At 61.5% G+C, this 23,595-nt stretch carries 16 protein-coding genes, 5 tRNA genes and 3 rRNA genes; 19 read left to right on the forward strand and 5 right to left on the reverse strand.

Going from position 1 to position 23,595, the window contains the following annotated elements:
• Position 1 precedes the first annotated feature (1 nt).
• From pstA to CHEID_RS01890, 3 genes are all read left to right on the forward strand, one after another.
• Entirely contained in the window at positions 2-925 is a 924-nt protein-coding gene (gene pstA / locus CHEID_RS01880; RefSeq protein ID WP_112769998.1) for a phosphate ABC transporter permease PstA, read from the forward strand.
• Between the two features lie 75 nt (positions 926-1,000).
• Positions 1,001-1,777, forward strand: a complete 777-nt coding sequence (gene pstB / locus CHEID_RS01885) for a phosphate ABC transporter ATP-binding protein PstB (protein WP_112769999.1) — start codon at positions 1,001-1,003, stop codon at positions 1,775-1,777.
• A gap of 146 nt (positions 1,778-1,923) precedes the next feature.
• A complete protein-coding gene (locus tag CHEID_RS01890) occupies positions 1,924-2,490 on the forward strand; it encodes a gluconokinase (protein ID WP_112770000.1) in 567 nt (188 codons plus the stop codon).
• 52 nt (positions 2,491-2,542) lie between these two features.
• On the opposite strand, the gene phoU is transcribed toward CHEID_RS01890, so the two are convergent.
• Both phoU and dusB read right to left on the reverse strand, forming a co-directional pair.
• Entirely contained in the window at positions 2,543-3,283 is a 741-nt protein-coding gene (gene phoU / locus CHEID_RS01895; protein ID WP_112770001.1) for a phosphate signaling complex protein PhoU, read from the reverse strand.
• A gap of 104 nt (positions 3,284-3,387) precedes the next feature.
• Positions 3,388-4,476 (reverse strand): tRNA dihydrouridine synthase DusB, encoded by a 1,089-nt coding sequence (gene dusB, locus CHEID_RS01900; RefSeq protein WP_238599383.1) that lies wholly within the window; start codon positions 4,474-4,476, stop codon positions 3,388-3,390.
• Between the two features lie 477 nt (positions 4,477-4,953).
• Between dusB and CHEID_RS01905 the strand changes: the two genes are divergently transcribed.
• From CHEID_RS01905 to CHEID_RS01915, 3 genes are all read left to right on the forward strand, one after another.
• Positions 4,954-6,462, forward strand: a complete 1,509-nt coding sequence (locus CHEID_RS01905; protein ID WP_112770118.1) for an acetyl-CoA hydrolase/transferase family protein — start codon at positions 4,954-4,956, stop codon at positions 6,460-6,462.
• Positions 6,463-6,574: 112 nt separating this feature from the next.
• Positions 6,575-6,650, forward strand: a tRNA-Lys gene (locus tag CHEID_RS01910).
• A gap of 61 nt (positions 6,651-6,711) precedes the next feature.
• Positions 6,712-7,149 (forward strand): hypothetical protein, encoded by a 438-nt coding sequence (locus tag CHEID_RS01915; protein WP_146743900.1) that lies wholly within the window; start codon positions 6,712-6,714, stop codon positions 7,147-7,149.
• On the opposite strand, the gene CHEID_RS01920 is transcribed toward CHEID_RS01915, so the two are convergent.
• Positions 7,131-9,395, reverse strand: a complete 2,265-nt coding sequence (locus tag CHEID_RS01920; protein ID WP_112770116.1) for an MMPL family transporter — start codon at positions 9,393-9,395, stop codon at positions 7,131-7,133. The genes CHEID_RS01915 and CHEID_RS01920 overlap by 19 nt on opposite strands.
• 124 nt (positions 9,396-9,519) lie before the next feature.
• Here CHEID_RS01920 and CHEID_RS01925 point away from each other — a divergent pair.
• The 5 genes from CHEID_RS01925 (at position 9,520) to CHEID_RS01945 (ending at position 10,476) form a co-directional block, all read left to right on the forward strand.
• A tRNA-Glu gene (locus CHEID_RS01925) sits at positions 9,520-9,592 on the forward strand.
• A gap of 1 nt (position 9,593) precedes the next feature.
• Positions 9,594-9,670: transfer RNA gene (locus CHEID_RS01930), tRNA-Asp, on the forward strand.
• 220 nt (positions 9,671-9,890) lie between these two features.
• Positions 9,891-9,964, forward strand: a tRNA-Asp gene (locus CHEID_RS01935).
• Between the two features lie 31 nt (positions 9,965-9,995).
• A tRNA-Phe gene (locus CHEID_RS01940) sits at positions 9,996-10,068 on the forward strand.
• Positions 10,069-10,149: 81 nt separating this feature from the next.
• Positions 10,150-10,476 (forward strand): GNAT family N-acetyltransferase, encoded by a 327-nt coding sequence (locus CHEID_RS01945; RefSeq protein ID WP_112770115.1) that lies wholly within the window; start codon positions 10,150-10,152, stop codon positions 10,474-10,476.
• A 25-nt stretch (positions 10,477-10,501) separates the two neighbouring features.
• Here the strand turns inward: CHEID_RS01945 and epsC are convergent, their stop codons facing one another.
• Together epsC and cysK are read right to left on the reverse strand one after the other, a co-directional pair.
• Complete coding sequence (epsC, locus tag CHEID_RS01950) at positions 10,502-11,086, reverse strand: serine O-acetyltransferase EpsC (RefSeq protein WP_112770114.1); 585 nt, start codon at positions 11,084-11,086, stop codon at positions 10,502-10,504.
• 92 nt (positions 11,087-11,178) lie between these two features.
• Entirely contained in the window at positions 11,179-12,114 is a 936-nt protein-coding gene (cysK, locus tag CHEID_RS01955; RefSeq protein WP_112770113.1) for a cysteine synthase A, read from the reverse strand.
• A gap of 306 nt (positions 12,115-12,420) precedes the next feature.
• Here cysK and CHEID_RS01960 point away from each other — a divergent pair, with 306 nt between their 5' ends.
• From CHEID_RS01960 to CHEID_RS01995, 8 genes are all read left to right on the forward strand, one after another.
• Positions 12,421-13,224, forward strand: coding sequence for an enoyl-CoA hydratase-related protein (locus tag CHEID_RS01960; RefSeq protein WP_112770112.1), 804 nt, complete (start codon positions 12,421-12,423; stop codon positions 13,222-13,224).
• Between the two features lie 70 nt (positions 13,225-13,294).
• Entirely contained in the window at positions 13,295-13,819 is a 525-nt protein-coding gene (locus tag CHEID_RS01965) for a DUF2505 family protein (RefSeq protein WP_146743899.1), read from the forward strand.
• Positions 13,820-14,318: 499 nt separating this feature from the next.
• Positions 14,319-15,161, forward strand: coding sequence for an acetate metabolism transcriptional regulator RamA (ramA, locus tag CHEID_RS01970; RefSeq protein ID WP_112770347.1), 843 nt, complete (start codon positions 14,319-14,321; stop codon positions 15,159-15,161).
• 47 nt (positions 15,162-15,208) lie between these two features.
• Positions 15,209-16,477 carry a UDP-N-acetylglucosamine 1-carboxyvinyltransferase gene (gene murA, locus CHEID_RS01975; RefSeq protein WP_112770348.1) on the forward strand — a complete coding sequence of 423 codons (1,269 nt, stop codon included), beginning with the start codon at positions 15,209-15,211 and terminating at the stop codon, positions 16,475-16,477.
• 615 nt (positions 16,478-17,092) lie between these two features.
• Positions 17,093-18,623: ribosomal RNA gene (locus tag CHEID_RS01980) — 16S ribosomal RNA — on the forward strand.
• A gap of 322 nt (positions 18,624-18,945) precedes the next feature.
• Positions 18,946-22,070, forward strand: a 23S ribosomal RNA gene (locus CHEID_RS01985).
• Positions 22,071-22,335: 265 nt separating this feature from the next.
• Positions 22,336-22,454 (forward strand): 5S ribosomal RNA (rrf, locus tag CHEID_RS01990).
• Together the 16S, 23S and 5S rRNA genes form the textbook arrangement of a ribosomal RNA operon.
• Positions 22,455-22,843: 389 nt before the next feature.
• Entirely contained in the window at positions 22,844-23,581 is a 738-nt protein-coding gene (locus tag CHEID_RS01995) for an ABC transporter ATP-binding protein (protein WP_420536392.1), read from the forward strand.
• The last annotated feature ends 14 nt before the right edge of the window (positions 23,582-23,595 follow it).

A 23,595-nucleotide genomic window follows, 5' to 3' on the forward strand; every position in this document is an offset into this window, starting at 1 on the left:
AATGTCACACGCTGTAGCAGCAAAACCCAACACCGACCACACCGGCGGAACTAGCTTCACCCACATCTCCGGTTCTCGTAAGGCCAAGGACAAGATCGCTACCGGCATCGTGTACCTGGCAATGATCCTCGCGCTCACCCCGCTCATTTGGGTCCTCGCTAACGTTCTCATCAAAGGCCTGCCAGCGCTCCTGTCCCCAGATTGGTGGGCTTACGACATGGTCGGCCAGCCGAATAGCAAGCCCGGCGGGGGTATTGCGCACGCTATCGTCGGTACCCTCGTCCAGGTTCTTGTGACCTCACTGCTCTCCATTCCCATCGGTGTGTTTACCGCCGTGTATCTTGTCGAATACTCCCGCGGCGGGTGGCTCGGCCGAATGACCACCTTCATGGTGGACATCCTCACTGGTGTGCCCTCGATCGTCGCGGCGCTGTTCATCTATGCATTGTGGGTAACCACCCTTGGCTTCGACCGCTCCGGCTTTGCTGTCTCCCTCGCTCTCGTTCTCCTGATGGTTCCGGTCATCGTTCGAAATACGGAAGAGATGCTTCGCATCGTGCCCATGGATTTGCGCGAGGCCTCCTATGCGCTGGGCGTTCCGAAGTGGAAGACCATTCTGAAGATCGTTCTTCCCACCGCTCTTTCCGGCATCGTGACGGGAATCATGCTGGCCGTGGCACGTGTCATGGGCGAATCTGCCCCGGTCCTGATCCTCGTGGGGTCCACTCCCGCGATCAACTGGAACCCGCTAGAGGGCAACCAGAACTCCCTGCCCCTGTTCATGTTGCAGATGTTCCGAGCAGGTAGCCAGGGCGCCGTGCTCGACCGCGTGTGGGGTGCCGCCCTGACACTGGTGCTCTTGGTCGCGTTGCTCACCATCGGCGCTCGACTGATCGCCAAGCGCTTTTCAGTCAAGGTCTCTTAATCCTCAAATCCCTCGTCACCAATCGTCCCGGGACTCAAAGACAACCCGGGGCAACCTCGCAAGGAGAATTCGATCATGGCTAAGCGCCTTGACCTCAAAGACGTCAACATCTTCTACGGCGACTTTCATGCCGTTCAGAACGTAAATCTGAACATCCCCCCGAAGGCCGTCACCGCCTTCATCGGCCCATCCGGCTGCGGTAAGTCCACCGTGTTGCGCACCCTGAACCGTATGCACGAAGTAATCCCCGGTGCCTACGTGAAGGGGGAGATCCTCCTTGACGGTGAGGACATCTACGCCTCCAAGGTGGACCCGGTATCAGTGCGCAACACCATTGGCATGGTCTTCCAGAAAGCTAACCCCTTCCCCACAATGTCCATCGAAGAGAATGTCGTGGCGGGCCTGAAGCTTTCCGGGGAGAATAACCGGAAGCGGCTCCGCGAGGTTGCTGAGAAGGCCCTACGCGGGGCTAACCTGTGGGAGGAAGTAAAGGACCGCCTGGACCGCCCCGGTGGCGGCCTCTCCGGTGGTCAGCAGCAGCGCCTCTGCATCGCCCGCGCCATCGCCGTTGAGCCCGACGTCCTGCTGATGGACGAGCCCTGCTCCGCCCTCGATCCGATCTCTACCCTCGCCGTGGAGGACCTCATCCACGAGCTCAAGGAAGAGTTCACCATCGTCATCGTCACGCACAACATGCAACAGGCCGCCCGCGTCTCCGATCAGACTGCCTTCTACTCGCTGGAGGCCACCGGTAAGCCCGGACGCCTCGTGGAGGTTGGCCCGACCAAGAAAATCTTCGAAAATCCGGAGAAGCAGGAGACCGAAGACTACATCTCCGGCCGCTTTGGATAAACGAGAGAGATAGGGGCGTTTTCGCCAGAAAAGCGCGTTCAACCCTCGGCGGAATGGAAGGCGCCTAGTGCCCCCTCCTCTTCCGGCCGGGGGTTGCTCGTCCGTTCCCGCGCCTAGCCCCCGGTCCAGGGGGCATACTGGTGGATATGAGTTCCGCAGCACCCATCCTGCACGCCGTCATCATGGGGGTCAGCGGCGGTGGCAAAACCACCCTGGCCCGCCAACTGGGGGAGCAGCTACACTGGCCCGTCTTGGAAGCCGACGATCTGCACCCAGCAGAGAACCTTGCGGAGCTCAAGACGGGCTCCATCCCCTCCAAGGAGAGCAGCCTCAAGTGGTTGGAGACGATCCGAGACTGGATGACCGCCCGCTCGGAAGAAAACTACTCCACCGTCGTTGCCTGTCCGTCACTTACCCGTAAACACCGTGATCTTCTGCGGCAGGCCCAGGGCATTGTGTTCTTCATCCACCTGTACGGAACGCGGGACGTGTTAGCCCGGCGGATGGCCCAGCGGGTAGGGCCACCTATGCCGCCGGAACTACTCGAAGAGCAACTCAACCTACTGCAGCGGCTAACGACCTCCGAGCGGGGCTTGCAGTTGGACATCATGCGCAGCCCGCAGCAGTTGGTGGAGGATTCGCTCTCGGCCATCGCTTTCGCCCAACGGGCCTATGAACCGTTGACGCCTCGCCCGCAAACCCCCTCGGACTAGTGGCACACCATCTACCAGCCTCCTGCCCCCGGCGCTGCCCAGACGTTCCCTTCTAGTCGAAGGGGCTGCCCTGGTAGCGGCGGCTGATCTCGTCGAATTGCTGCCGTACCGCCTCGTTTTGCTCCCGGGTCTGCTGCGCGGCCTGGTATTGGTTCGGCTGCATCCCCGTTACCATATAAACCACCCGGGCCGCGATATCTACCGCGTGATCAGAGAACCGCTCAAGGAAGCGGGATAGCAGTGTTAAGTCCACTGCCGCAGTGGTGGAGTGGGACCAAGGACGCTGTGTGGTCAGGTGGAAGATGTGGTGGTGTAGGTCGTCCACGGCATCGTCGTCTCGGGCTACCTCCATCGCTTTAGTAGCGTCGGTGTCGATGAGAATCTCGTGAATTTTCCCGCAAATCTCCAAATCGAGTCGGGCCATCTCGGCGATATAGGGCCGGACGTTTTCCGGGACGGCATTGCTGGGGTGCCGGCGCCGTGCGATCTTGGCAACGTGGACTGCCAGCGCACCCATGCGGGCGAGGCTCTCTACGATGTAGAGCCCGGAGACGATGCGGCGAAGCTCGCCGGCAACGGGAGCCTCCAGGGCGAGGATGGAGAATGCCGCGCTTTCGGCTTTATCCCGCAGATCCTCGATGTTGTCGATGCGGCTGAGTACCTGTTCCGCCTGGGCGAGGTTGGCGGTCAGCAAGGCTTGGGTAGCCCCCGCCATCATGGATTGGACATAGTCCCCCATGATCAGTAGGTCCTGAGTAAATTTACTCAGCTCATCCCGATAATTCGCGCGCATAGCCGACTATTTTACAGTTGTCTGGACCACTCCGCCGTGCGCGGCGAGTGTGGTCAGGCACGTGTGGTCACGGATGTGCGGTCCGCCGCGCGCGACGGGGGAGCTCAACCCCCGCTGTGCATAATGTCCGCGCCGTCGGGTACCCGGTCGTCCTCCGGGTCCTCCAGCCATCCTTCGGGGAGCAGGACCCTGGCGGGGGATCCCTGCCGCCCGCGGGCCCCATCGGCGTCCTCGGCGAGCGCGGCGGAATCCCATATCGGTTCCAGCCGCTCGCACAGCTCCTCGAGGCCGCTGATGGTGGCCAGGCTGCGTCGCACTTCCCCTCCCACGGGAAAGCCCCGGAGGTACCAGGTCATGTGTTTGCGCAGGTCCCGGCTCGCTCTAGCCTCCCCATCATGGGCGGTCAGCAGCTCCGCGTGGCGCATGATAACGCGGGCCACCTCACCCAGCGTGGGCGGGGCCGGCACGGGCAGTCCGCGCAGTTCGGCGGCCAATTCTGCGAAGAGCCACGGCCGTCCCAGGCAGCCGCGCCCGACGACAACTCCGTCGCACCCGGTGCTGGCCATCATGGCCCGGGCGTCCGTGGCTTTGAAGATGTCCCCGTTTCCCAGCACAGGGATGCGGCCGTCCATGTGTTCCACGAGGCGGGCTATCTGAGTCCAGTCGGCATTGCCGGAGTAACGCTGGGCAGCGGTGCGCGCGTGGAGGGCGACCGCGGCGGCTCCCTCTTCTGCGGCGATGCGGCCGGCATCCAGGTGGGTGTGGTGTGCGTCGTCGATGCCGACCCGGAACTTTACGGTGACGGGGATGTTCGTGCCCTGCGTGGCCCGGACGGCGGCGGCGACGATGTTGGCGAACAGTCGGCGTTTATAGGGCAGCGCCGAGCCCCCGCCCCGCCGCGTCACTTTGGGAACGGGGCAGCCGAAGTTCATATCGATGTGGTCGGCCAGGTCCTCGTCCACGATCATCTTCGCTGCCCGGTAGGTGTACTCCGGGTCGGTGGTGTAGAGCTGCAGGGAGCGGGGTTGCTCGTCCGGGGCGAATGTGGTCATGTGCAGCGTTTTGGGGTTGCGCTCCACCAGGGCGCGGGCGGTGACCATCTCACAGACGTAGAGCCCGGAGACACTGCCGATCCGCTGTCGCTCTTGTTCGCGGCATAGGCTGCGGAAAGCTACGTTGGTTACCCCCGCCATGGGTGCGAGGATCACGGGGCTGCCGAGCTGTAGGGACGTGCCGATGCGCAGCGCCGGTTCGGCTGTGGTGGGGGAGGTGTGCCCTTCGGTGGTCGCTAAAGTCACCTCGCCATGTTTGCACTGCTGGGGCCCGCTTGTCCACGCCTCGTCGGTGGCGGGTTCGAATGTTGTGGGGATGGGAAGGCTGCGGCCATATCGGTGCGGCGGGGTGGGGGAGAGGGAGGGTGGGCAGTTCGACAGGTTCCTTGTCCCTGCTGAACCTGCGCAGTTTTTATATGCGAATAATTATGGACGCCACCTAGCCCTTATTCTTCTACGACCTTTCGTAGGGGCTGTCACCCCGTTTTCCTGGGGCGTGATGGTCACCGCCGGCGGGACTTCTCGTAAACCGGGATTTTTAAGAACCTGTGTCGCTAGGGTTACAGGCACGTGGACAACCCGCGGGCTTTTTCCGCCCCACCCCAAGGAGGACCCCACATGTCAGAGCGTATTGCCCATCCCGGCTTAAGAGCCAAGGTCATGTCCGCCCACGACGCCGCGGCCAAGATCGCTCCCGGGGACCAGATCGGATTTTCCGGTTTCACCGGCGCGGGCTACCCCAAGGAGGTGCCCACCGCCCTCGCCGAGCGCATCAAAGAGGCACACCAGCAGGGACGCGAGTTCCGGGTCAACGTCCTCACCGGTGCCTCCACGGCCCCGGAGTTGGACGGGGTGCTGGCGGAAACGGGTGGGGTCAACTGGCGGATGCCCTACCAGTCGGACCCCAGGCTGCGCGACAAGATCAACGACGGGACGACGTTCTATTCCGATATTCACCTCTCCCACTCGGGCATGATGACCTCCCAGGGATTCTTTGGGCCGGTAGACGCTGCGGTTGTGGAAGCAGTGAAGATTAACGCCGATGGTTCGATCGTCCCCTCCTCCTCTGTGGGCAATAGCGTCAACTATTTGGATGCCGCTGAGAAGATCATCATCGAAGTCAACGAGTGGCAGTCCCTTGGGCTGGAGGGAATGCACGATATCTGGCGCGTGGGTTTGCCCCCGCATCGTCAACCCATTCCGATTACCACTCCTGGCCAGCGCATTGGATCGGCGTCCATAAATATTGACGTGAACAAGGTCGTGGCGGTCGTTCGGACTAACGCGCCGGATCGCAATTCGCCATTCAAATCCATTGACCAGACATCCAAGGACATCGCGGGACACCTCCTCGAGTTCGCTCGGCACGAAATCACCCAGGGCCGGTTTACTAGTGAGCTGAGGCCGCTGCAATCCGGGGTGGGGAACATCGCTAATGCCGTTCTCGCGGGATTGCTCGAAAGCGAATTCGAAAACCTCACGTCTTACACGGAGGTCATCCAGGATGGCATGGTGGACCTGCTGGATAGCGGGAAGATGGCGTTGGCTTCCGCCACCTCCTTCGCGCTCTCCCCGGAAGCCGCAGAGCGGATGAACAACGATGCCGAGCGCTACGCAAAAAAACTCACCCTGCGACCCCAGGAGGTGTCCAACCACCCGGAGATCATTCGACGCCTCGGTGTCATCGCTACGAATGGGATGATCGAGGCGGACATCTACGGCAACGTCAACTCCACTCACATCATGGGCTCCAGAATGATGAACGGTCTCGGCGGGTCCGGGGACTTCACGAGAAACGCCTACATCTCCATTTTCGTGTCCCCATCCATCGCGAAGAACGGCGACATCTCCGCCATCGTGCCCATGGTCTCCCACCACGATCACACTGAGCACGACGTGCAAGTCATCATTACCGAACAGGGTTTGGCCGACCTGCGCGGCCTAGCACCGCGGCAGCGGGCGCGCGTCATCATCGACAAGTGTGCCCACCCCAGCTTCCGCCCGATGCTGACCGAGTACCTGGAGCGGGCAGAGGCCCTAGGGGTGGGAATGCACACGCCTCACGATCTAGCCCAGGCGCACTCCTGGCACCGCCGTTTCCTGGACACGGGCAGTATGCGACCCTAACCCGGCAGGGCCCTCGGAGGGCGTTTATCGCCCAACGGGGATGGTGCGTTAGACTGACCAACGATCTTTCGCGCGGGGAGCCCAAGGCTTCCCCGGACGCGGAATATCGGCAGGGCCTTTAGCTCAGTTGGTAGAGCTACGGACTTTTAATCCGCAGGTCGTGGGTTCGAGCCCCACAGGGCCCACCAAGTGATCGACTTCAGACGCGGTCGCGCGTGCCTCGGGGGAATTGCAACTAGCATGGACCGCGTGAAAAAGATCTTTTACCCGAAGCACGCCGCGTCCCACCACGCTGTCCTGGCCGAGCAGAATGCAGACCGCTCGTGGTCCGTTGAGGGCTTTGCTGACGGGGGACAGCGCACGCTGTCAGACGACGAATTCTCCGCCGCCTACACCTCTGGAGGGCCCCAGGAGTACTCCTACTACTGGACCTCCTATCACACCGTGCCCTCCCCAAACGAGCAGGCCGTTAGCGAGGGCCGAACCTTGCGGGCACTGACCTCCAAGCAGGAGCTGGAGGCCTTCTGGGAGGCCCATCCCGAGGCCCCCGTCTACGAACCGGCGAAAGCGCGCGTCTTCGTCAAGGGCAACCTTCCCAACGAATGGAGTGGTTTTCTGCGGCCCGGCACCCAGCTAGTCGGCCCGGAGAACGAAACCTACCACCTGCCTTACATCGTCCTGGAGTAAGCGGGTTCCCCCGCCTCCGCGGGTTGCCCCACCCGGGCTGGCCACCAAATGCGATCGCCGACCACGTGGGTGAGTGCCGGTACAAGGAAGGTGCGGACCAACAGGGCGTCGATGAGCACGCCGAAGGCCACGATCACTGCCAGCTGCACCATGAACTGAATGGGGATCACCGTTAGCGCGGCAAACGTTGCGGCCAGCACCACTCCGGCGCTCGTGATCACCCCACCGGTAGTGATGAGTCCCCGGCTTGTGCCCTCCGCAGTGCCCCGCCGCAGGGATTCTTCGCGCACGCGGGTCATGAGGAAGATGTTGTAGTCAATCCCCAGGGCCACGAGGAACACGAAGCCGAACAACGGCACGGAGGGGTCGGAGCCGCTGAAACCCACCAGCTTGAACACCATGGCGGATACTCCGAGGGAGAACCCGAAGCTCAGCACGGTCGTGGCCAGGAGCACCAGGGGAGCTACGAGCGAGCGCAGAAGCAGCATCAGCATAAGCGTGATAGCCACCAGTACCAGGGGAATGATGATGTTGCGGTCGTGGATGGACGTGGTGTTGGTATCCAGGTTGACCGCAGTGGGGCCACCGACATCGGCACCCGGAACGTCCCGGAGTGCCTCACGCAGCGCGACGACGGTGTCCTCCGCCGCCTTCGAATCGGAGGCATCCCTCAGCGTGACCTGAAGCAGCTCCTTACCGCCGCGCACGGTGGGCGTAGCCCCGCGGAACGGCCCCGCCCCCGCCTGTGGGGAGCCGTCGGGGCCGACTGGCACGCTGCCCGAGGGGGAACCGGTGGCCGTCACGGAGACGCTGGCCACCCCGGGTTGCTGCTGTACCGTGCGAGCCACCTCTGCAGCTCGGTACTCGGGTGCCGTGATATAGCTGGGCGCGCCGGAACCGCCGGGGAAATGCTCATCCACCACTGCCTGCCCGTCACGGGCCTGACTGTGCCCGAGCGCCAGTTCGGACTGCGGCACACCGGTGGCGTCCAGAAGAAAAAGACCGCCACAGCCGAGGGTCAGCAATAGCGCCAGACCCGCAGCGATCGGACGTGGCCTGCCGCGCACAAACCCCGCGACGCGATTCCACACGCCGGAGTTTTGCTCGTGGTCCGCACCGATGAACTGCGGCCGTTTTGGCCAGAACGCGGCCCTTCCGCCGAACAGCAGCATCGCGGGCAGGAAGGTCAGGGAAACCAGTACGGCGCAAATGATTCCGATAGCGGCCACCGGGCCCAATCCGGCATTGGACTGTAGATCGGACAGCATGAGGCATAGCAGACCGGCGATGACGGTCCCGGCGGAGGCGACAATGGGCTCCCATGTAGCCTTCCACGCCGCGACGGTCGCGTCCCACGGTCGGTGGTGCCGGTGCAGTTCCTCCCGATAGCGAGAGGTGTACAGCAGGCAGTAGTCCGTCGCCGCCCCGATGACGAGAATGAACAGAATTCCCTGAATCTGCCCATTGATCATCAGCAAGTCCGCCCTGGCCAGGGCCACATTGACCACCACAGCGGCGCAAAGCGCGGTCATCGCAGCGAGCAACACGAGGATGGGCAGCACGGGGGAGCGGTAGACCACAACGAGGATGACAAGCACCGCCGCGAGGGCCACGAGGAGGAGGATGCCGTCGATCCCCCCGAATGCGGCGGTGAAGTCCGCGACGAACCCGGCCGGGCCTGTCACCCACCCCTGCACTCCGCCGGGTAGCTGGGAGTGGAGAACCTCTGTCATGTTCTCCACGGCGGCATCCGTCGCAGTAGATCGCGGGATGAGCACTATCGTTTGAGCAGCGTGCCCGTCCTTCGCCGGGATGATGGGGCTGGCCTGCACCTTCGGTTGCCGCGCGGGGGCATCCTTCTTCGTCGGCGGGGTTGTGGATACCGCCCGCGCCAGCTTTTCCGGCAGGTCCTGCAGCTCGGCCGCGTTGACGGGTTTATCGCCCGAGGGGGTAGAGATCACCACGACCGCTGGGATCGAATCCTCCCCGAGGAAAGCCCCTAGCGCCTCCTGCACCCGCGTGGATTCGGCGGACTGCGGCAGGAAAGCGGATTGCTCGTTCGTGGAAACCTCGCTGATGACGCCGAACTGAGGACCGCCCGCGCCGAACACCCCGAGCCACGCGAGGATCAGCAGCGCCGGTAGAAAGACCCGCAGCCACCGGGAACGCTTGGGCTGCCCGCCGCCGCTCGCGCTGCGAGCTCGGTTAGCCCGGGCTACTGAACTGTGGTTTTGCTGGCCAGTCATATCACCGCAGTTTAGGCCGTGACTGGTCGGCCCCGAGGGCATTCGAGGCCATTTGGTTGCCCCCGTAGCAGTGGTTTACACTGAGCGGGCTGCACACGGCGGCCTGGTCGCCGGTGTGTTTTGCGCTCCCATCGTCTAGAGGCCTAGGACCCCGCCCTTTCACGGCGGTAACACGGGTTCGAATCCCGTTGGGAGTACGGCCCTGTGGCGCAGTTGGTTAGCGCGCCGCCCTGTCACGGCGGAGGTCGCGGGTTCAAGTCCCGTCAGGGTCGCCATTCTTATGTGGCGCATCTGGTGTCATCTTTCGCGTTTTGCTTCTTCCCCAGCGAAGCTGGAAAGCGAATCGTCGGGGATACCGGGTGTGCCGCTTTTTCTTTCCCTTCGCGCTCCGATCTTCCGCGGTTCACCTCCTGCGGCGACTTGAAAGCGCTGGTGCCTGCGGATTTGTTGGCGATTGTAGCGGCTGTGTAGAGTATCGTCTCGTGCATAACGCACGGCCCTGTGGCGCAGTTGGTTAGCGCGCCGCCCTGTCACGGCGGAGGTCGCGGGTTCAAGTCCCGTCAGGGTCGCGTTCGGATGTTGGCTATAGTGATATCCGATGGCCAGATAGCTCAGTCGGTAGAGCGTTCGCCTGAAAAGTGAAAGGTCGCCGGTTCGATCCCGGCTCTGGCCACCCTCCTCATCCGGGTGCGGTAAACGTCCATCTTTCTTATGGACGCCACCGTCACCCGGATTTTGTTTATGCTGGGGCCTCATGGAACAGACATCATCCCCGGGCACGAACGCGGCACAGGGGGATAGCCGGTTGGAGGTCAGCCGCACAGAATCCAGCTACCTCCTGGATGTGGAGGGTCAGCGGGCGGGCTTCGCCGACTTTCTGGATCGCGGGGAGGTCCGGGACTTTAACCACACGGTAGTGTTCCCCGAGTTTCGCGGTCGGGGCTTATCCGCCCCGCTGATCGAGGGCGCTCTGCAGGATACCCGGCGGGCCGGGCTCAAGGTGCGGCCGACGTGTTCCGCAGTGGCGCGGTTCATTGAGGGCAACCCCGAGTACCAGGACTTAGTGGTGCAGGAGGGCTGAGAATGCAGCCCGCAGCGTCGGCCCTCTAGATGTTGTTCTGCATGTCATCCACGTAGGTGACCGGGTCCACCAGGGGCTTGCATTGCTCCGGTTTGCGGGGGCGCACCTTGGCGGGAATGCCGGTGAGGATGGAGTTGGGCGGGGCGTCCTTCGTCACCACCGCATTAGCGCCGATGGCCGAGTTGGCCCCGATGGTGATGGGGCCGAGCACCTTGGCCCCGGCGCCCACCATCACACCGTCTTCAATGGTGGGGTGGCGTTTGCGCTGGACTAGTTCCGAGCCGCCCAGCGTCACGCCGTGGTAGAGCATGACGTCGTCGCCGATCTCGGCGGTCTCGCCGATCACCACTCCCATTCCGTGGTCGATGAAGAAGCGGCGGCCGATAGTCGCGCCGGGGTGAATCTCGATGCCGGTCAGGAACCGGGTTGCTTGGCTGAGTACGCGGGCGGGTCCCCTGGCCCCGGAAGTCCAGAGGCGGTGGGCTAGGCGATAGGCCCAGATAGCGTGGAGCCCGGAATAGACAAGCGCGTTTTCCACGTCCCCCCGGGCGGCGGGGTCGTGCTGGCGGGCGTTGGCCAAATCCTCGCGGAGGGTTCGCAGGATGCTCACGGGGGTTAGCTCACTTTCTTTCCCTGTGCATCCTTCGGCCTCGTTGCTGGGCCGATAGGCGCGTAGGGGTGGTGGGCGACCGGCGCGGTTTTCTAGTCGCGCAGGTCCTCGAACAGCAGGGTGGACACGTAGCGCTCACCGAAGTCGCACACCACCGTAACAATGAGCTTGCCCTTGTTCTCGGGCTTCTTGGCTTCCTCCAGGGCAGCCCACACGTTGGCGCCGGTAGAGATTCCGGCCAGGATGCCCTCGCTCTTGGCCAGGTCCCGGGCGGTATCTAGCGCTGCTTGGAGGGGAACATCGTGGACTCGGTCGAGTACGGACTTGTCCAGGTTCTCCGGGAAGAAGTTGGTGCCGATGCCCTGGATCTTATGCGGCCCGAAGCGCCCCTCGGTGAGCAGCGGGGAGTCCGCGGGCTCCACGCCGACGATCTCCACGTCTGCGGACTGCTCCTTGAGGTACTTCCCGGCGCCGGAGATGGTGCCCCCGGTGCCGATGCCGCTGATGAAGATGTCGATGTCCCCGTCGGTGTCGGACCACAGCTCGGGCCCGGTCGTCTCGTAGTGGACCTTTGGGTTGGCGGGATTGGCGAACTGGCGGGCCAGGATAGCGTTGTCGGTGCTCTCCACGATCTCGTTGGCCTTGTCCACGGCACCCTGCATTCCGGCGGCTCCCGGGGTCAGGACAAGCTCTGCTCCCAGCGCGCGGAGCATGACGCGGCGCTCATTGGACATTGTGTCCGGCATGGTCAGTACAACGTGGTACCCCCGGGCGGTGCCAGCCATCGCCAGGGCGATACCGGTGTTGCCAGAGGTTGCCTCCACCAGAGTGCCGTCGGGCTTGAGCGAGCCATCCTGTTCTGCCGCGTCGATGATTGCCTGCCCGATGCGGTCTTTGACGGAGTTACCGGGGTTCGCGGATTCCAGCTTGACGGCGATAGTCGCCCCGGTGCCTTCTGCGAGCTTGTTGAGCTTGACCAGGGGAGTGTTTCCGATGAGTTCGGTGATGTTGTTGTAAATCTTCGGCATTGCTGCTTCCTGTACGTTGCTCGATCTCGAATGAAATCCACCTTGTGCCCCTGGGGCCGGGTGTGCGGCCTACGCGGGGTTGGTGGCGTCCACAAGCATCCAAAACGACTTGCAGACTGATCGGTCTAGTGGACCATGATACCGAACCGGGCCGCTGGCGGTGGGCGGTTACCGCCAATCCGGTAGGCAACCGCGCCCGCCCTACTAATCGTTAAGGTGAGAGGTGGACAAAATATTTCCCGCCGCGCCCTTCCCCGGCGCCCGGGGGCACCGAACAGCATCAACCGACCAACGCTAGGAGCAACCGTGACAACTAACCCCGAGGAAGACAACAAGCCCACCTACGAAGCCATCCTGACCAGCGTCGACGGCGGTGTGGCCACCATCGCCATCAATCGCCCCAAGGCCCTCAACGCCCTCAACAGCACGGTGATGGAGGAAGTCATCACCGCAGCCGAGGGATACGACCGGGATCCCGCCATTGGGGCCATCGTCCTCACCGGCGGGGAAAAGGCCTTTGCCGCAGGCGCCGACATCAAGCAGATGAAGGACGAGACCTACCCGGAGATCGCCGCCAAGCGCATGTTCCTGGAATGGGAGCGCCTCGCCGAACTGCGCACGCCGCTCATCACGGCTGTATCCGGCTACGCCCTCGGCGGCGGGTGCGAGGTGGCCATGCTCGGTGACATTTTGCTGGCCAGCGAAACCGCCGTGTTCGGGCAACCGGAAATCAACCTGGGCATCATCCCCGGAATGGGCGGCACCCAGCGGCTCACCCGCGCGGTGGGCAAGTTCAAAGCCATGGACCTCATCCTCACCGGCCGGAATATGGATGCCGAGGAAGCAGAACGCTCCGGGCTGGTCTCCCGGGTGCTGCCAGCCGAGAATTTCGACGAGGAGGTGGCGAAGATCGCTCGGACGGTAGCCGGCAAGTCCCAGGTGGCCACCACGGCGGCGAGCGCCATGGTGGATGCGGCCTACGAAACTACGCTGCGTCAGGGGGTAAGGACGGAGCGGGAGACCTTCTGGTCCCTGTTTGCCACCCAGGATCAGAAGGAGGGCATGGACGCCTTCGCCAACAAGCGCAAGCCAGCGTGGCAGAACCGCTGATCCTTGTGGGGCGGGCGGCGGTTTTTGGTCCGCTCGCGCGCGCCGGTGGGCCGTGGCAGACTTGGGGGCCATGGCCAAGACCAAGCGCTTCACGCTGCAGACGAATTTGCCGATCGAGCGGGTTTACACCGTGGTCAGTGGGGATACCTACCTGCTGACCATGGAGGGGAGTAGGGACGAGGAAAGCACCGAGATCCTGTACGCCCAGCGGGAGGACCGCCCGGACGGGACCGTATGCGCTGAGGTACACGGTGCCCCCTTCCAGGACGAGGGGGATGGGGAAGGTGATGGCGATGGGGTCGGCGCCGATTCGACCGAGCGGGCGGTGATTCGGCAGATAACGCAGGTCACCCCCCTCACGGAGCAGGGCTTCGGGGTGCACAGCAGCGCTGGCCTACCACAGGACATGGGGACCATGACGAGCGTGCTGGCCTACCGTCCGATCGAGGACGGAACACAGGTTGACGTGGAATTCACTGCGGACGTCAGCGTCCCATTAGTTGGTGGAATGATCGAAAAGAGGTTCCTGTCCGAGGTAGAGGAAACGGTGGGGCGCGGGATGCGGCGCATCGAATTTTTGGACGCCAGGAGCTAGCGCATCACAAGCAGAACCCCGCAGGGGGTCGAGGGGGAACCTGGCGGAGGGGGCGAGGGGGGCGGGCGGATGCGGCGGCGGAGGCCGCTGAGGGCGCAAGAGAGGACGGGGTTGGCGGGGCCCCAAAAGAGCACGAGGTCGCCCTATCTGGGCCCGCACCGGGCACCGAGCCCAGATAGGGCGACCTCCCGGTGCGCCGGGACCACGTTGGCAGTTGCTCACGGATTTCCTGGGAAAAACCTGGGACGGGGGCAATTTTGGGGGTGTTTCCCAGGTGATTTATACTCAACTGCGACAAGTCACCTAATAGACCGGTCATTTTGTGAAGGCCAGTTGCCAACTGGCGAGCGGTGTGGGCGATGGTTTTTCAAACCCATCCCCCCCACGGATGAATTGGGTGCTCGATGCAGGTGCCGAAAAGGGTGCCGACCAGCGCCCGGAATGCCGCGCAAAACCACTCGCTGGGCAGAGCTGTGCCTGCCTGACAAGGGAGTGATTCGTGGACCAGCAACGTCACCGCGACGATGACGAGGCCATTAGCAATGCGTTGAATGCCCTGAAGCGAGCAACACTCGTTCCGGTCATCACCTACGGTGCCTGTACCGGGGACGGAAAGCTGCAGATCACGAAATGGCTGGGCTTAAAAACAAAGGCGCTAGAGAATCTCGTTGTCATTCCGGGGGCGGGAGTGGGCGGACGGGTGCTGCTGACCCGGCGCCCGGTAGGGGTTTCCGATTACACCCGGGCGAAGTCGATTAGCCACGATTTTGACGCTCAAATGCGGGAAGAGAACCTGCATTCCATCGTGGCCGTGCCCGTCATCGTGCGGCGCGACCTGCAGGGGGTCCTTTACGCCGGCACCCATTCCCGGGAGCGCATGGGGGACAAGATCCTGGAAGAGGTCATCATGACCGCGCGGTGCCTGGAGCAAGACTTGGCAATCAACCAGGCCCTCCGCGGACAGGGCGATCCCGCTCGGGCCGTCGCCTCCCCCTCCCGGTCCATGTCCGGGGCGGAATGGGAGCAGGTGCGCGCCACGCACTCGAAACTGAGGATGCTGGCCAGCAAGGTGGACGATGTCGGCCTGCGGCGCGACCTAAACTCCCTGTGCGATCAGATGGTTTCGCCCGTGCGGCTCAAGCAGGTCGCCCAGCTTTCGGCGCGGGAACTCGACGTGCTGTCTTGCGTGGCCCTGGGCCACACCAACCTGGAGGCAGCCGAGGAGATGGGCATCGGGGCGGAAACGGTCAAGAGTTATCTGCGTTCGGTGATGCGCAAGCTGGGGGCACACACGCGCTACGAGGCTGTGAACGCTGCCCGCAGAATCGGCGCCCTGCCGTGATCGGCCCGTCCGGGCGCGAGGTGAGCACAGCCCCTAGAGTGGTGCCTGTGAAAGATAGCTTCCTCGTCACCGGCGGTGCCCGACTAACCGGCTCTGTACGGGTCAGTGGCGCCAAGAACAGCGTTCTCAAGCTCATGTCCGCCGCGATGCTGGCGGAGGGCACCACGATCCTCACCAACTGCCCAGAGATTGCCGACGTGCCTTATATGGCCGACGTGTTGCGCGGGCTGGGATGCCGGGTGGAACTGGATCGGAGCGTGGTTCGAATACACGTTCCTGCCCAACTCGAATCCAACGCGGACTTCGATGCGGTCCGCCAGTTTCGGGCATCGGTAGCCGTACTTGGGCCGCTCACAGCCCGCTGCCTGCGGGCTCAGGTCGCTCTCCCAGGCGGGGACGCCATCGGCAACCGGCCCCTCGACATGCACCAATCAGGTTTGGAAAAGCTGGGCGCGACGACGCGCATCGAGCACGGGTGCGTGGTGGCCGAGGCGGAACGCCTGCGCGGCGCGGACATCAAGCTGGATTTCCCGTCCGTGGGCGCAACGGAGAACATCCTCACCGCGGCGGTGCTCGCCGAGGGAGTTACCGTGCTGGACAACGCCGCCCGCGAGCCCGAGATCGTGGACCTGTGCCAGATGCTCAATCAGATGGGGGCCCAGATCGAGGGGGCCGGATCCAACACCATCACGGTTACCGGCGTGGATAGATTGCACCCGACGGAACACGAGGTGGTCGGGGACCGCATCGTCGCTGGCACATGGGCCTATGCTGCGGCAATGACACAGGGGGACATCACGGTAGGCGGAATTGACCCCCAGCATCTGCACTTGGTGCTGGAGAAGCTGAAGCTGGCCGGGGCCCACGTAGAGACGTACCCCTCCGGGTTCCGCGTGGTCCAGAGCGGCTACCCCACCGCGGTGGATTATCAGACCCTGCCTTTCCCTGGATTCCCCACGGATCTCCAACCCATGGCGATCGCGCTGTGCGTGGTCTCAGAGGGCATGTCCGTCATCACAGAGAACATCTTTGAGTCTCGCTTCCGGTTTGTCGACGAGATGATGCGGCTGGGGGCGGATGCCTCCATCGATGGCCACCATGTGGTGATCCGGGGGCGCCGGGAGTTGTCTTCCGCACCAGTGTGGAGCAGCGATATCCGAGCTGGCGTTGGGCTTGTTCTGGCCGGACTGGTGACCGATGGGACCACAGAGGTGCACGACGTGTACCACATTGATCGCGGTTACCCGGGGTTCGTCGAGACGATGCGCCAGTTGGGCGCTGACATCGAACGCAAGGTCGGTGACGAGGGACGGTGACGAAAGGCGGCAACCCATAGCGAAATGTGGGGGGGCGGCGGTAAGGGGGGGTTAGGAACCACAAGCGGTGAGGGGGGGTAGGAAGCGCGTGCGGCTGAGAGGGTCAGAGAGCGCGAGCGACTAAGGGCGGGGTCAGAGGGCGCAAGCGTCATCGGAGAGGGCGAGGAGGGATTGAAGACACCGCACAGATGGGCCTTGACCTGCGAATTTGTAAGTGTTCAGGTCGGTGTGTAGATTTATCCGAGTCAGCGCGACAGACGCGCTCCACCTGGGCGGGATCCAAAATGGTTTCTAGCTTGTGGACGTGTACTTACTGTCGTACTGCGTGTGGTGTTTGAGAACTCAATAGCGTTGACGATGCATTTTTGTTTGTTTGGCATTGCTGTGCGTGTGCTCTTTTTGTGGGTGTGCGTGTGGTGGTGTGGTCTGCACTGGCTGCTGCTTGCGTGTTGTAGGTGGTGGTTGTGGTGTGGTCTGGTTGCGTGGTGCCTGCCAGCGCGGCGCTGTTGATGGTCTTCTTCCTTGTGTGGAGGGGGTTGTTGGTGGTGTGAAGTGGTGGGTGGCTAGTTTTTTGTTGTGCCATGCTTTGGGCTTTTCATGGGCCTGTTTGTGGTTTTTATGGAGAGTTTGATCCTGGCTCAGGACGAACGCTGGCGGCGTGCTTAACACATGCAAGTCGAACGGAAAGGCCGAAGCTTGCTTCGGTACTCGAGTGGCGAACGGGTGAGTAACACGTGGGTGATCTGCCTCGTACTTCAGGATAAGCCTGGGAAACTGGGTCTAATACTGGATAGGACCATGTTTTAGTGTGCATGGTGGAAAGTTTTGTCGGTATGAGATGAGCCCGCGGCCTATCAGCTTGTTGGTGGGGTAATGGCCTACCAAGGCGACGACGGGTAGCCGGCCTGAGAGGGTGGACGGCCACATTGGGACTGAGACACGGCCCAAACTCCTACGGGAGGCAGCAGTGGGGAATCTTGCACAATGGGCGCAAGCCTGATGCAGCGACGCCGCGTGGGGGATGACGGCCTTCGGGTTGTAAACCCCTTTCGCTAGGGAAGAAGCCACTCTTTGTGGGTGGTGACGGTACCTGGATAAGAAGCACCGGCTAACTACGTGCCAGCAGCCGCGGTAATACGTAGGGTGCGAGCGTTGTCCGGAATTACTGGGCGTAAAGAGCTCGTAGGTGGTTTGTCGCGTCGTCTGTGAAATCCCGGTGCTTAACGCTGGGCGGGCAGGCGATACGGGCATAACTGGAGTGCTGTAGGGGAGACTGGAATTCCTGGTGTAGCGGTGGAATGCGCAGATATCAGGAGGAACACCGATGGCGAAGGCAGGTCTCTGGGCAGTAACTGACGCTGAGGAGCGAAAGCATGGGTAGCGAACAGGATTAGATACCCTGGTAGTCCATGCTGTAAACGGTGGGCGCTAGGTGTGGGGGTTTTTCACGATTCCCGTGCCGTAGCTAACGCATTAAGCGCCCCGCCTGGGGAGTACGGTCGCAAGGCTAAAACTCAAAGGAATTGACGGGGGCCCGCACAAGCGGCGGAGCATGTGGATTAATTCGATGCAACGCGAAGAACCTTACCTGGGCTTGACATATGCAGGATCGCCGCAGAGATGTGGTTTCCCTTGTGGTCTGTATACAGGTGGTGCATGGTTGTCGTCAGCTCGTGTCGTGAGATGTTGGGTTAAGTCCCGCAACGAGCGCAACCCTTGTCTTGTGTTGCCAGCACGTGGTGGTGGGGACTTGCAAGAGACTGCCGGGGTTAACTCGGAGGAAGGTGGGGACGACGTCAAATCATCATGCCCCTTATGTCCAGGGCTTCACACATGCTACAATGGTTGGTACAGTGAGCAGCGATCCCGTGAGGGGGAGCGAATCTCTTGAAAGCCAGCCTCAGTTCGGATTGGAGTCTGCAACTCGACTCCATGAAGTCGGAGTCGCTAGTAATCGCAGATCAGCAACGCTGCGGTGAATACGTTCCCGGGCCTTGTACACACCGCCCGTCACGTCATGAAAGTTGGTAACACCCGAAGCCAGTGGCCCAAACTCGTTAGGGAGCTGTCGAAGGTGGGATCGGCGATTGGGACGAAGTCGTAACAAGGTAGCCGTACCGGAAGGTGCGGCTGGATCACCTCCTTTCTAAGGAGTTTTTAATATTTTTGGTTGAAATCCAGTGTGAACATGTCACGGCACGCCCCTTCGGTGGGGTGTGTGGGTGTGGACCGGTTGAAGCAGGCAAGTGGGTGTGTCGTTGATTGCTGTTGGGTGTCTGGAACGCTGACACGTGTGTGTGGTGTTCTTGTGGCTGCGCTTTGTGCGCGCGCGCTGGTTGTGCGTGTGTGTGGGGTGTGGTTGTGGTGTGTGAGAACTGTATAGTGGACGCGAGTAATCTTCTTTATTCTTGTTGTGTGCATCGCATCCCTGCTGTGTGTGGGGGTGTGTTGTGTGTCTTAGTGTTGTGTGTGTTGTTTTTGAGGCACACGGTGGATGCCTGGGTACATCAAGCCGATGAAGGACGTGTCAGGCTGCGTTAAGCCTCGGGGAGTTGCCAAGAAAGCGTTGATCCGAGGGTGTCCGAATGGGGAAACCCGGCCGTGGTTGTGTGCGGTCACCCGCTGCTGAATGAAATAGGTGGTGTGGAGGGTACGCGGGGAAGTGAAACATCTTAGTACCCGTAGGAGAAGAAAATAATAATGATTCTGCTAGTAGCGGCGAGCGAACGTGGATTGTTGGCTAAACCATGCGCGTGTGATACTTGGTAGGGGTTGCGTGTGTGGTGTTGTGGGGTGTGTGTTGTTCGTGGTTCTACCAGGCTGCGGCGTGATGTGTGGGTGTTAGCGGAAGTGGTTTGGAATGGCCTGCCGTAGACGGTGAGAGTCCGGTACGTGAAAGCACCTGTCGTGTTGCGTGGATGTGCGCCCCGAGTAGCAGCGGGCTCGTGGAATCTGCTGTGAATCTGCCGGGACCACCCGGTAAGCCTGAATACTTGATGTGACCGATAGCGGATTAGTACCGTGAGGGAATGGTGAAAAGTACCCCGGGAGGGGAGTGAAAGAGTACCTGAAACCGTGTGCTGACAAGCCGTCAGAGCCCTGTGGGGTGATGGCGTGCCTTTTGAAGAATGAGCCTGCGAGTCAGCGGCATGTCGCGAGGTTAACCCTGTGGTGGGGTAGTCGTAGCGAAAGCGAATACTAACGAGTGTGTTTAGTGGCATGTCCTGGACCCGAAGCGGGGTGATCTACCCATGGCCAGTGTGAAGCAGCTGTAAGAGGTTGTGGAGGCGCGAACCCACTTAGGTTGAAAACTGAGGGGATGAGTTGTGGGTAGGGGTGAAAGGCCAATCAAACTCCGTGATAGCTGGTTCTCCCCGAAATGCATTTAGGTGCAGCGTTGTGTGTTTCTTCCTGGAGGTAGAGCTACTGGTTGGTTTAGCGGGACTATCATCTTAGCGACATCAGCCAAACTCCGAATGCCGGTGAAGGTTTAGAGCATGGCAGTGAGACTGCGGGGGATAAGCTTCGTAGTCGAGAGGGAAACAGCCCAGATCGCCGGTTAAGGCCCCTAAGAGTGTGCTAAGTGGAAAAGGATGTGGGATCGCGAAGACAGCCAGGAGGTTGGCTTAGAAGCAGCCATCCTTGAAAGAGTGCGTAATAGCTCACTGGTCGAGTGGTTCTGCGCCGACAATGTAGTGGGGCTTAAGCACACCGCCGAAACCGCGGAGCCTGCCCTGTTGTGGGGTGGGTTGGTAGGGGAGCGTCGTGCGTTGGTGGAAGCTGCCGGGTGACCGTGTGGTGGACGGCGTGCGAGTGAGAATGCAGGCATGAGTAGCGAATGATGAGTGGGAAACTCATCCGCCGGATGACTAAGGGTTCCTGGGTCAAGCTAATCTTCCCAGGGTGAGTCGGGGCCTAAGGCGAGGCCGACAGGCGTAGTCGATGGATAACGGGTTGATATTCCCGTACCCGTGTGTATGCGACCAATGGTGAAACGCGGAGACTAACACGCGTATCATGCGCATGCTGCTGTTATGGCTGCCTGCCTCCTTGTGGGGTGGGTGGTTGGTGGTGTGTGTGGGTGTGTGTGGACCTGATGTGGTAGTAGCTAAGCGATGGGGTGACGCAGGAAGGTAGCCACGCCGTGTGGTGGATGTTCACGGTGTAAGCGTGTGGCCCGCGTGGTTGGTAAATCCGCCGCGCATGATGGGTGAGGCGTGATGCGTACCCTACTTTTGTGGGGGATGGTGGTGATCCTATGCTGTCGAGAAAAGCCTCTAGTGAGTGTGCGCACGGCCCGTACCGTAAACCGACACAGGTGGTCAGGTAGAGAATACTAAGGCGATCGGGTGAACTGTGGTTAAGGAACTCGGCAAATTACCCCCGTAACTTCGGGAGAAGGGGGGCCACTGCTGGTGACAGACTGGTTTTGAGCTGGTGGTGGTCGCAGAGAATAGAGGGAAGCGACTGTTTACTAAAAACACAGGTCCGTGCGAAGACGGTGAAGTCGATGTATACGGACTGACGCCTGCCCGGTGCTGGAAGGTTAAGAGGACCTGTTAGAGCCCCTTTGTTGGGTTCGACGCGGAGAATTTAAGCCCCAGTAAACGGCGGTGGTAACTATAACCATCCTAAGGTAGCGAAATTCCTTGTCGGGTAAGTTCCGACCTGCACGAATGGCGTAACGACTTCCCTGCTGTCTCAACCACAGGCCCGGCGAAATTGCAGTACGAGTAAAGATGCTCGTTACGCGCGGCAGGACGAAAAGACCCCGGGACCTTCACTATAGCTTGGTATTGGTGTCTGGTTCGGTTTGTGTAGGATAGGTGGGAGACGTTGAAGCGGCCACGCTAGTGGTTGTGGAGTCGTTGGTGAAATACCACTCTGATCGGATTGGGCATCTTCAACCTCGGCCCATGATCTGGGTTAGGGACAGTGCCTGGTGGGTAGTTTAACTGGGGCGGTTGCCTCCTAAAGAGTAACGGAGGCGCCCAAAGGTTCCCTCAGCCTGGGTGGCAATCAGGTGGTGAGTGTAAGTGCACAAGGGAGCTTGACTGTGAGACTGACAGGTCGAGCAGGTACGAAAGTAGGGACTAGTGATCCGGCACCGGCTTGTGGAAGCGGTGTCGCTCAACGGATAAAAGGTACCCCGGGGATAACAGGCTGATCTTCCCCAAGAGTCCATATCGACGGGATGGTTTGGCACCTCGATGTCGGCTCGTCGCATCCTGGGGCTGGAGTAGGTCCCAAGGGTTGGGCTGTTCGCCCATTAAAGCGGCACGCGAGCTGGGTTTAGAACGTCGTGAGACAGTTCGGTCTCTATCCGCCGCGCGCGTGGAAACTTGAAGAAGGCTGTCCCTAGTACGAGAGGACCGGGACGGACATACCTCTGGTGGGCCAGTTGTCACGCCCGTGGCATGGCTGGTTGGCTACGTATGGGAGGGATAACCGCTGAAAGCATCTAAGCGGGAAGCCTGTTTTGAGATGAGGTTTCTGTTGAGGTTCCCTAAAGATGATGGGGTTGATAGGCCGGATCTGGACGCACCGTGAGGTGTGGAGGTGACCGGTACTAATGAACCGACGACAACACAAAACATGCACCACCCCGGGGTGATACCGGGGGTTGGTGTGCCGCGCATCCCCGTGTGGTGGTGCGTGGTGAGTACTGAAGACGAACAAGAGGATGATGGTGTGCTGTGTGCTGCCGTGACCGCCGTGGTGGTGGTGTGGTGGTGTGTGGTGGGTTGCTCGCGTTGACTGTGCAGTGTCTGGCATGCCACACCAGCCCTCGTGGTGCCCCGCCTTTTTGTGTGGGGTGCGTGTGGGGGTTGGCATGTTAACAAAAGAAAATTGAGTGTGTCGGTGGTTGTTAGCGGCGGGGGTCACGCCCGGTCCCGTTCCGAACCCGGAAGCTAAGCCTGCCAGCGCCGATGGTACTGCACCTGGGAGGGTGTGGGAGAGTAGGTCACTGCCGGCCATAAACACAGAAAAGTAAGCAGGGAAGACAAACCCCCACATGGACGCGGACACAACCGCGTCCCGGGGTGATTGTCTTCCCTGCTTTCTCATGCCCACACAACGGGGATACGCACCCAACAGGGCATGCACTTGGGGTGAGCGCTTGTCGTACGCACTTGGGGTACGACACAGCCCCACAATGCCGACCCGCACGCCGACACCCCCAGGCTAACAAGGTCGATACTCGCGGGTTCCGGTAACCCGATATCTCCCAGGTGAGCCGTCGGCACTACTGTGGTGGCTACCGTTCTTTAACTCCGTGAGAGGTGTTACGTGCCCACAGCTACCCCGGCCGCCGAAGAAGAGCCCCAGCACAGCGGTGAAACCATTCCAAGCTCGGGCAACGAGATTGCCGCAGCTCAGGTGGTCGCCCATGCCACAGGGCTGACCAAGACGTACGGAACCGGGGAGGCCAAGGTTGTGGCCCTCGCCGGTGTCGACGTGCAGTTCTACCAAGGGCAATTCACCGCCATTATGGGCCCCTCAGGTTCCGGGAAATCCACCCTCATGCACTGCATGGCGGGTCTGGATAGCCCGACGGAGGGCTCGTCGTTTATCGGCGATACAAACGTGGTGAAGCTCAAGGATAAGGAGCTGACCACTTTGCGCCGGGATCGCTTAGGCTTCATCTTTCAGTCCTTCAACCTCGTTCCGACCCTGACTGCGGCAGAGAACATTACGCTCCCCGTGGACGTGGCCGGTCGCAAGGTGGACACCGAGTGGTTTGACTACATCACCACCCGCCTCGGCCTAAAAAACCGGCTCAATCACCGCCCGAGCGAACTATCCGGCGGTCAACAACAGCGCGTGGCCTGTGCCCGCGCCCTCGTCGCGAAACCCGCCATCATCTTCGGTGATGAACCTACCGGCAACCTCGATTCCAACAGTTCAACGGAGGTCCTCAACATCCTCCGCACCGCAGTGGACAAGGACGGCCAAACGGTGGTGATCGTGACCCATGATCCCCGCGCCGCCTCCTTCGCCGACCGCGTCATCTTCCTGGCCGATGGCAATATTGTCGACGAGCTCCAGAGCCCCACGACGGACACGATCCTGTCCACGATGTCCCGTCTCGAGGGGCTGTGATGGCAAGCTCCAAG

The sequence above is a fragment of the Corynebacterium heidelbergense genome, from assembly GCF_028609845.1.
Classification (GTDB): domain Bacteria; phylum Actinomycetota; class Actinomycetes; order Mycobacteriales; family Mycobacteriaceae; genus Corynebacterium; species Corynebacterium heidelbergense.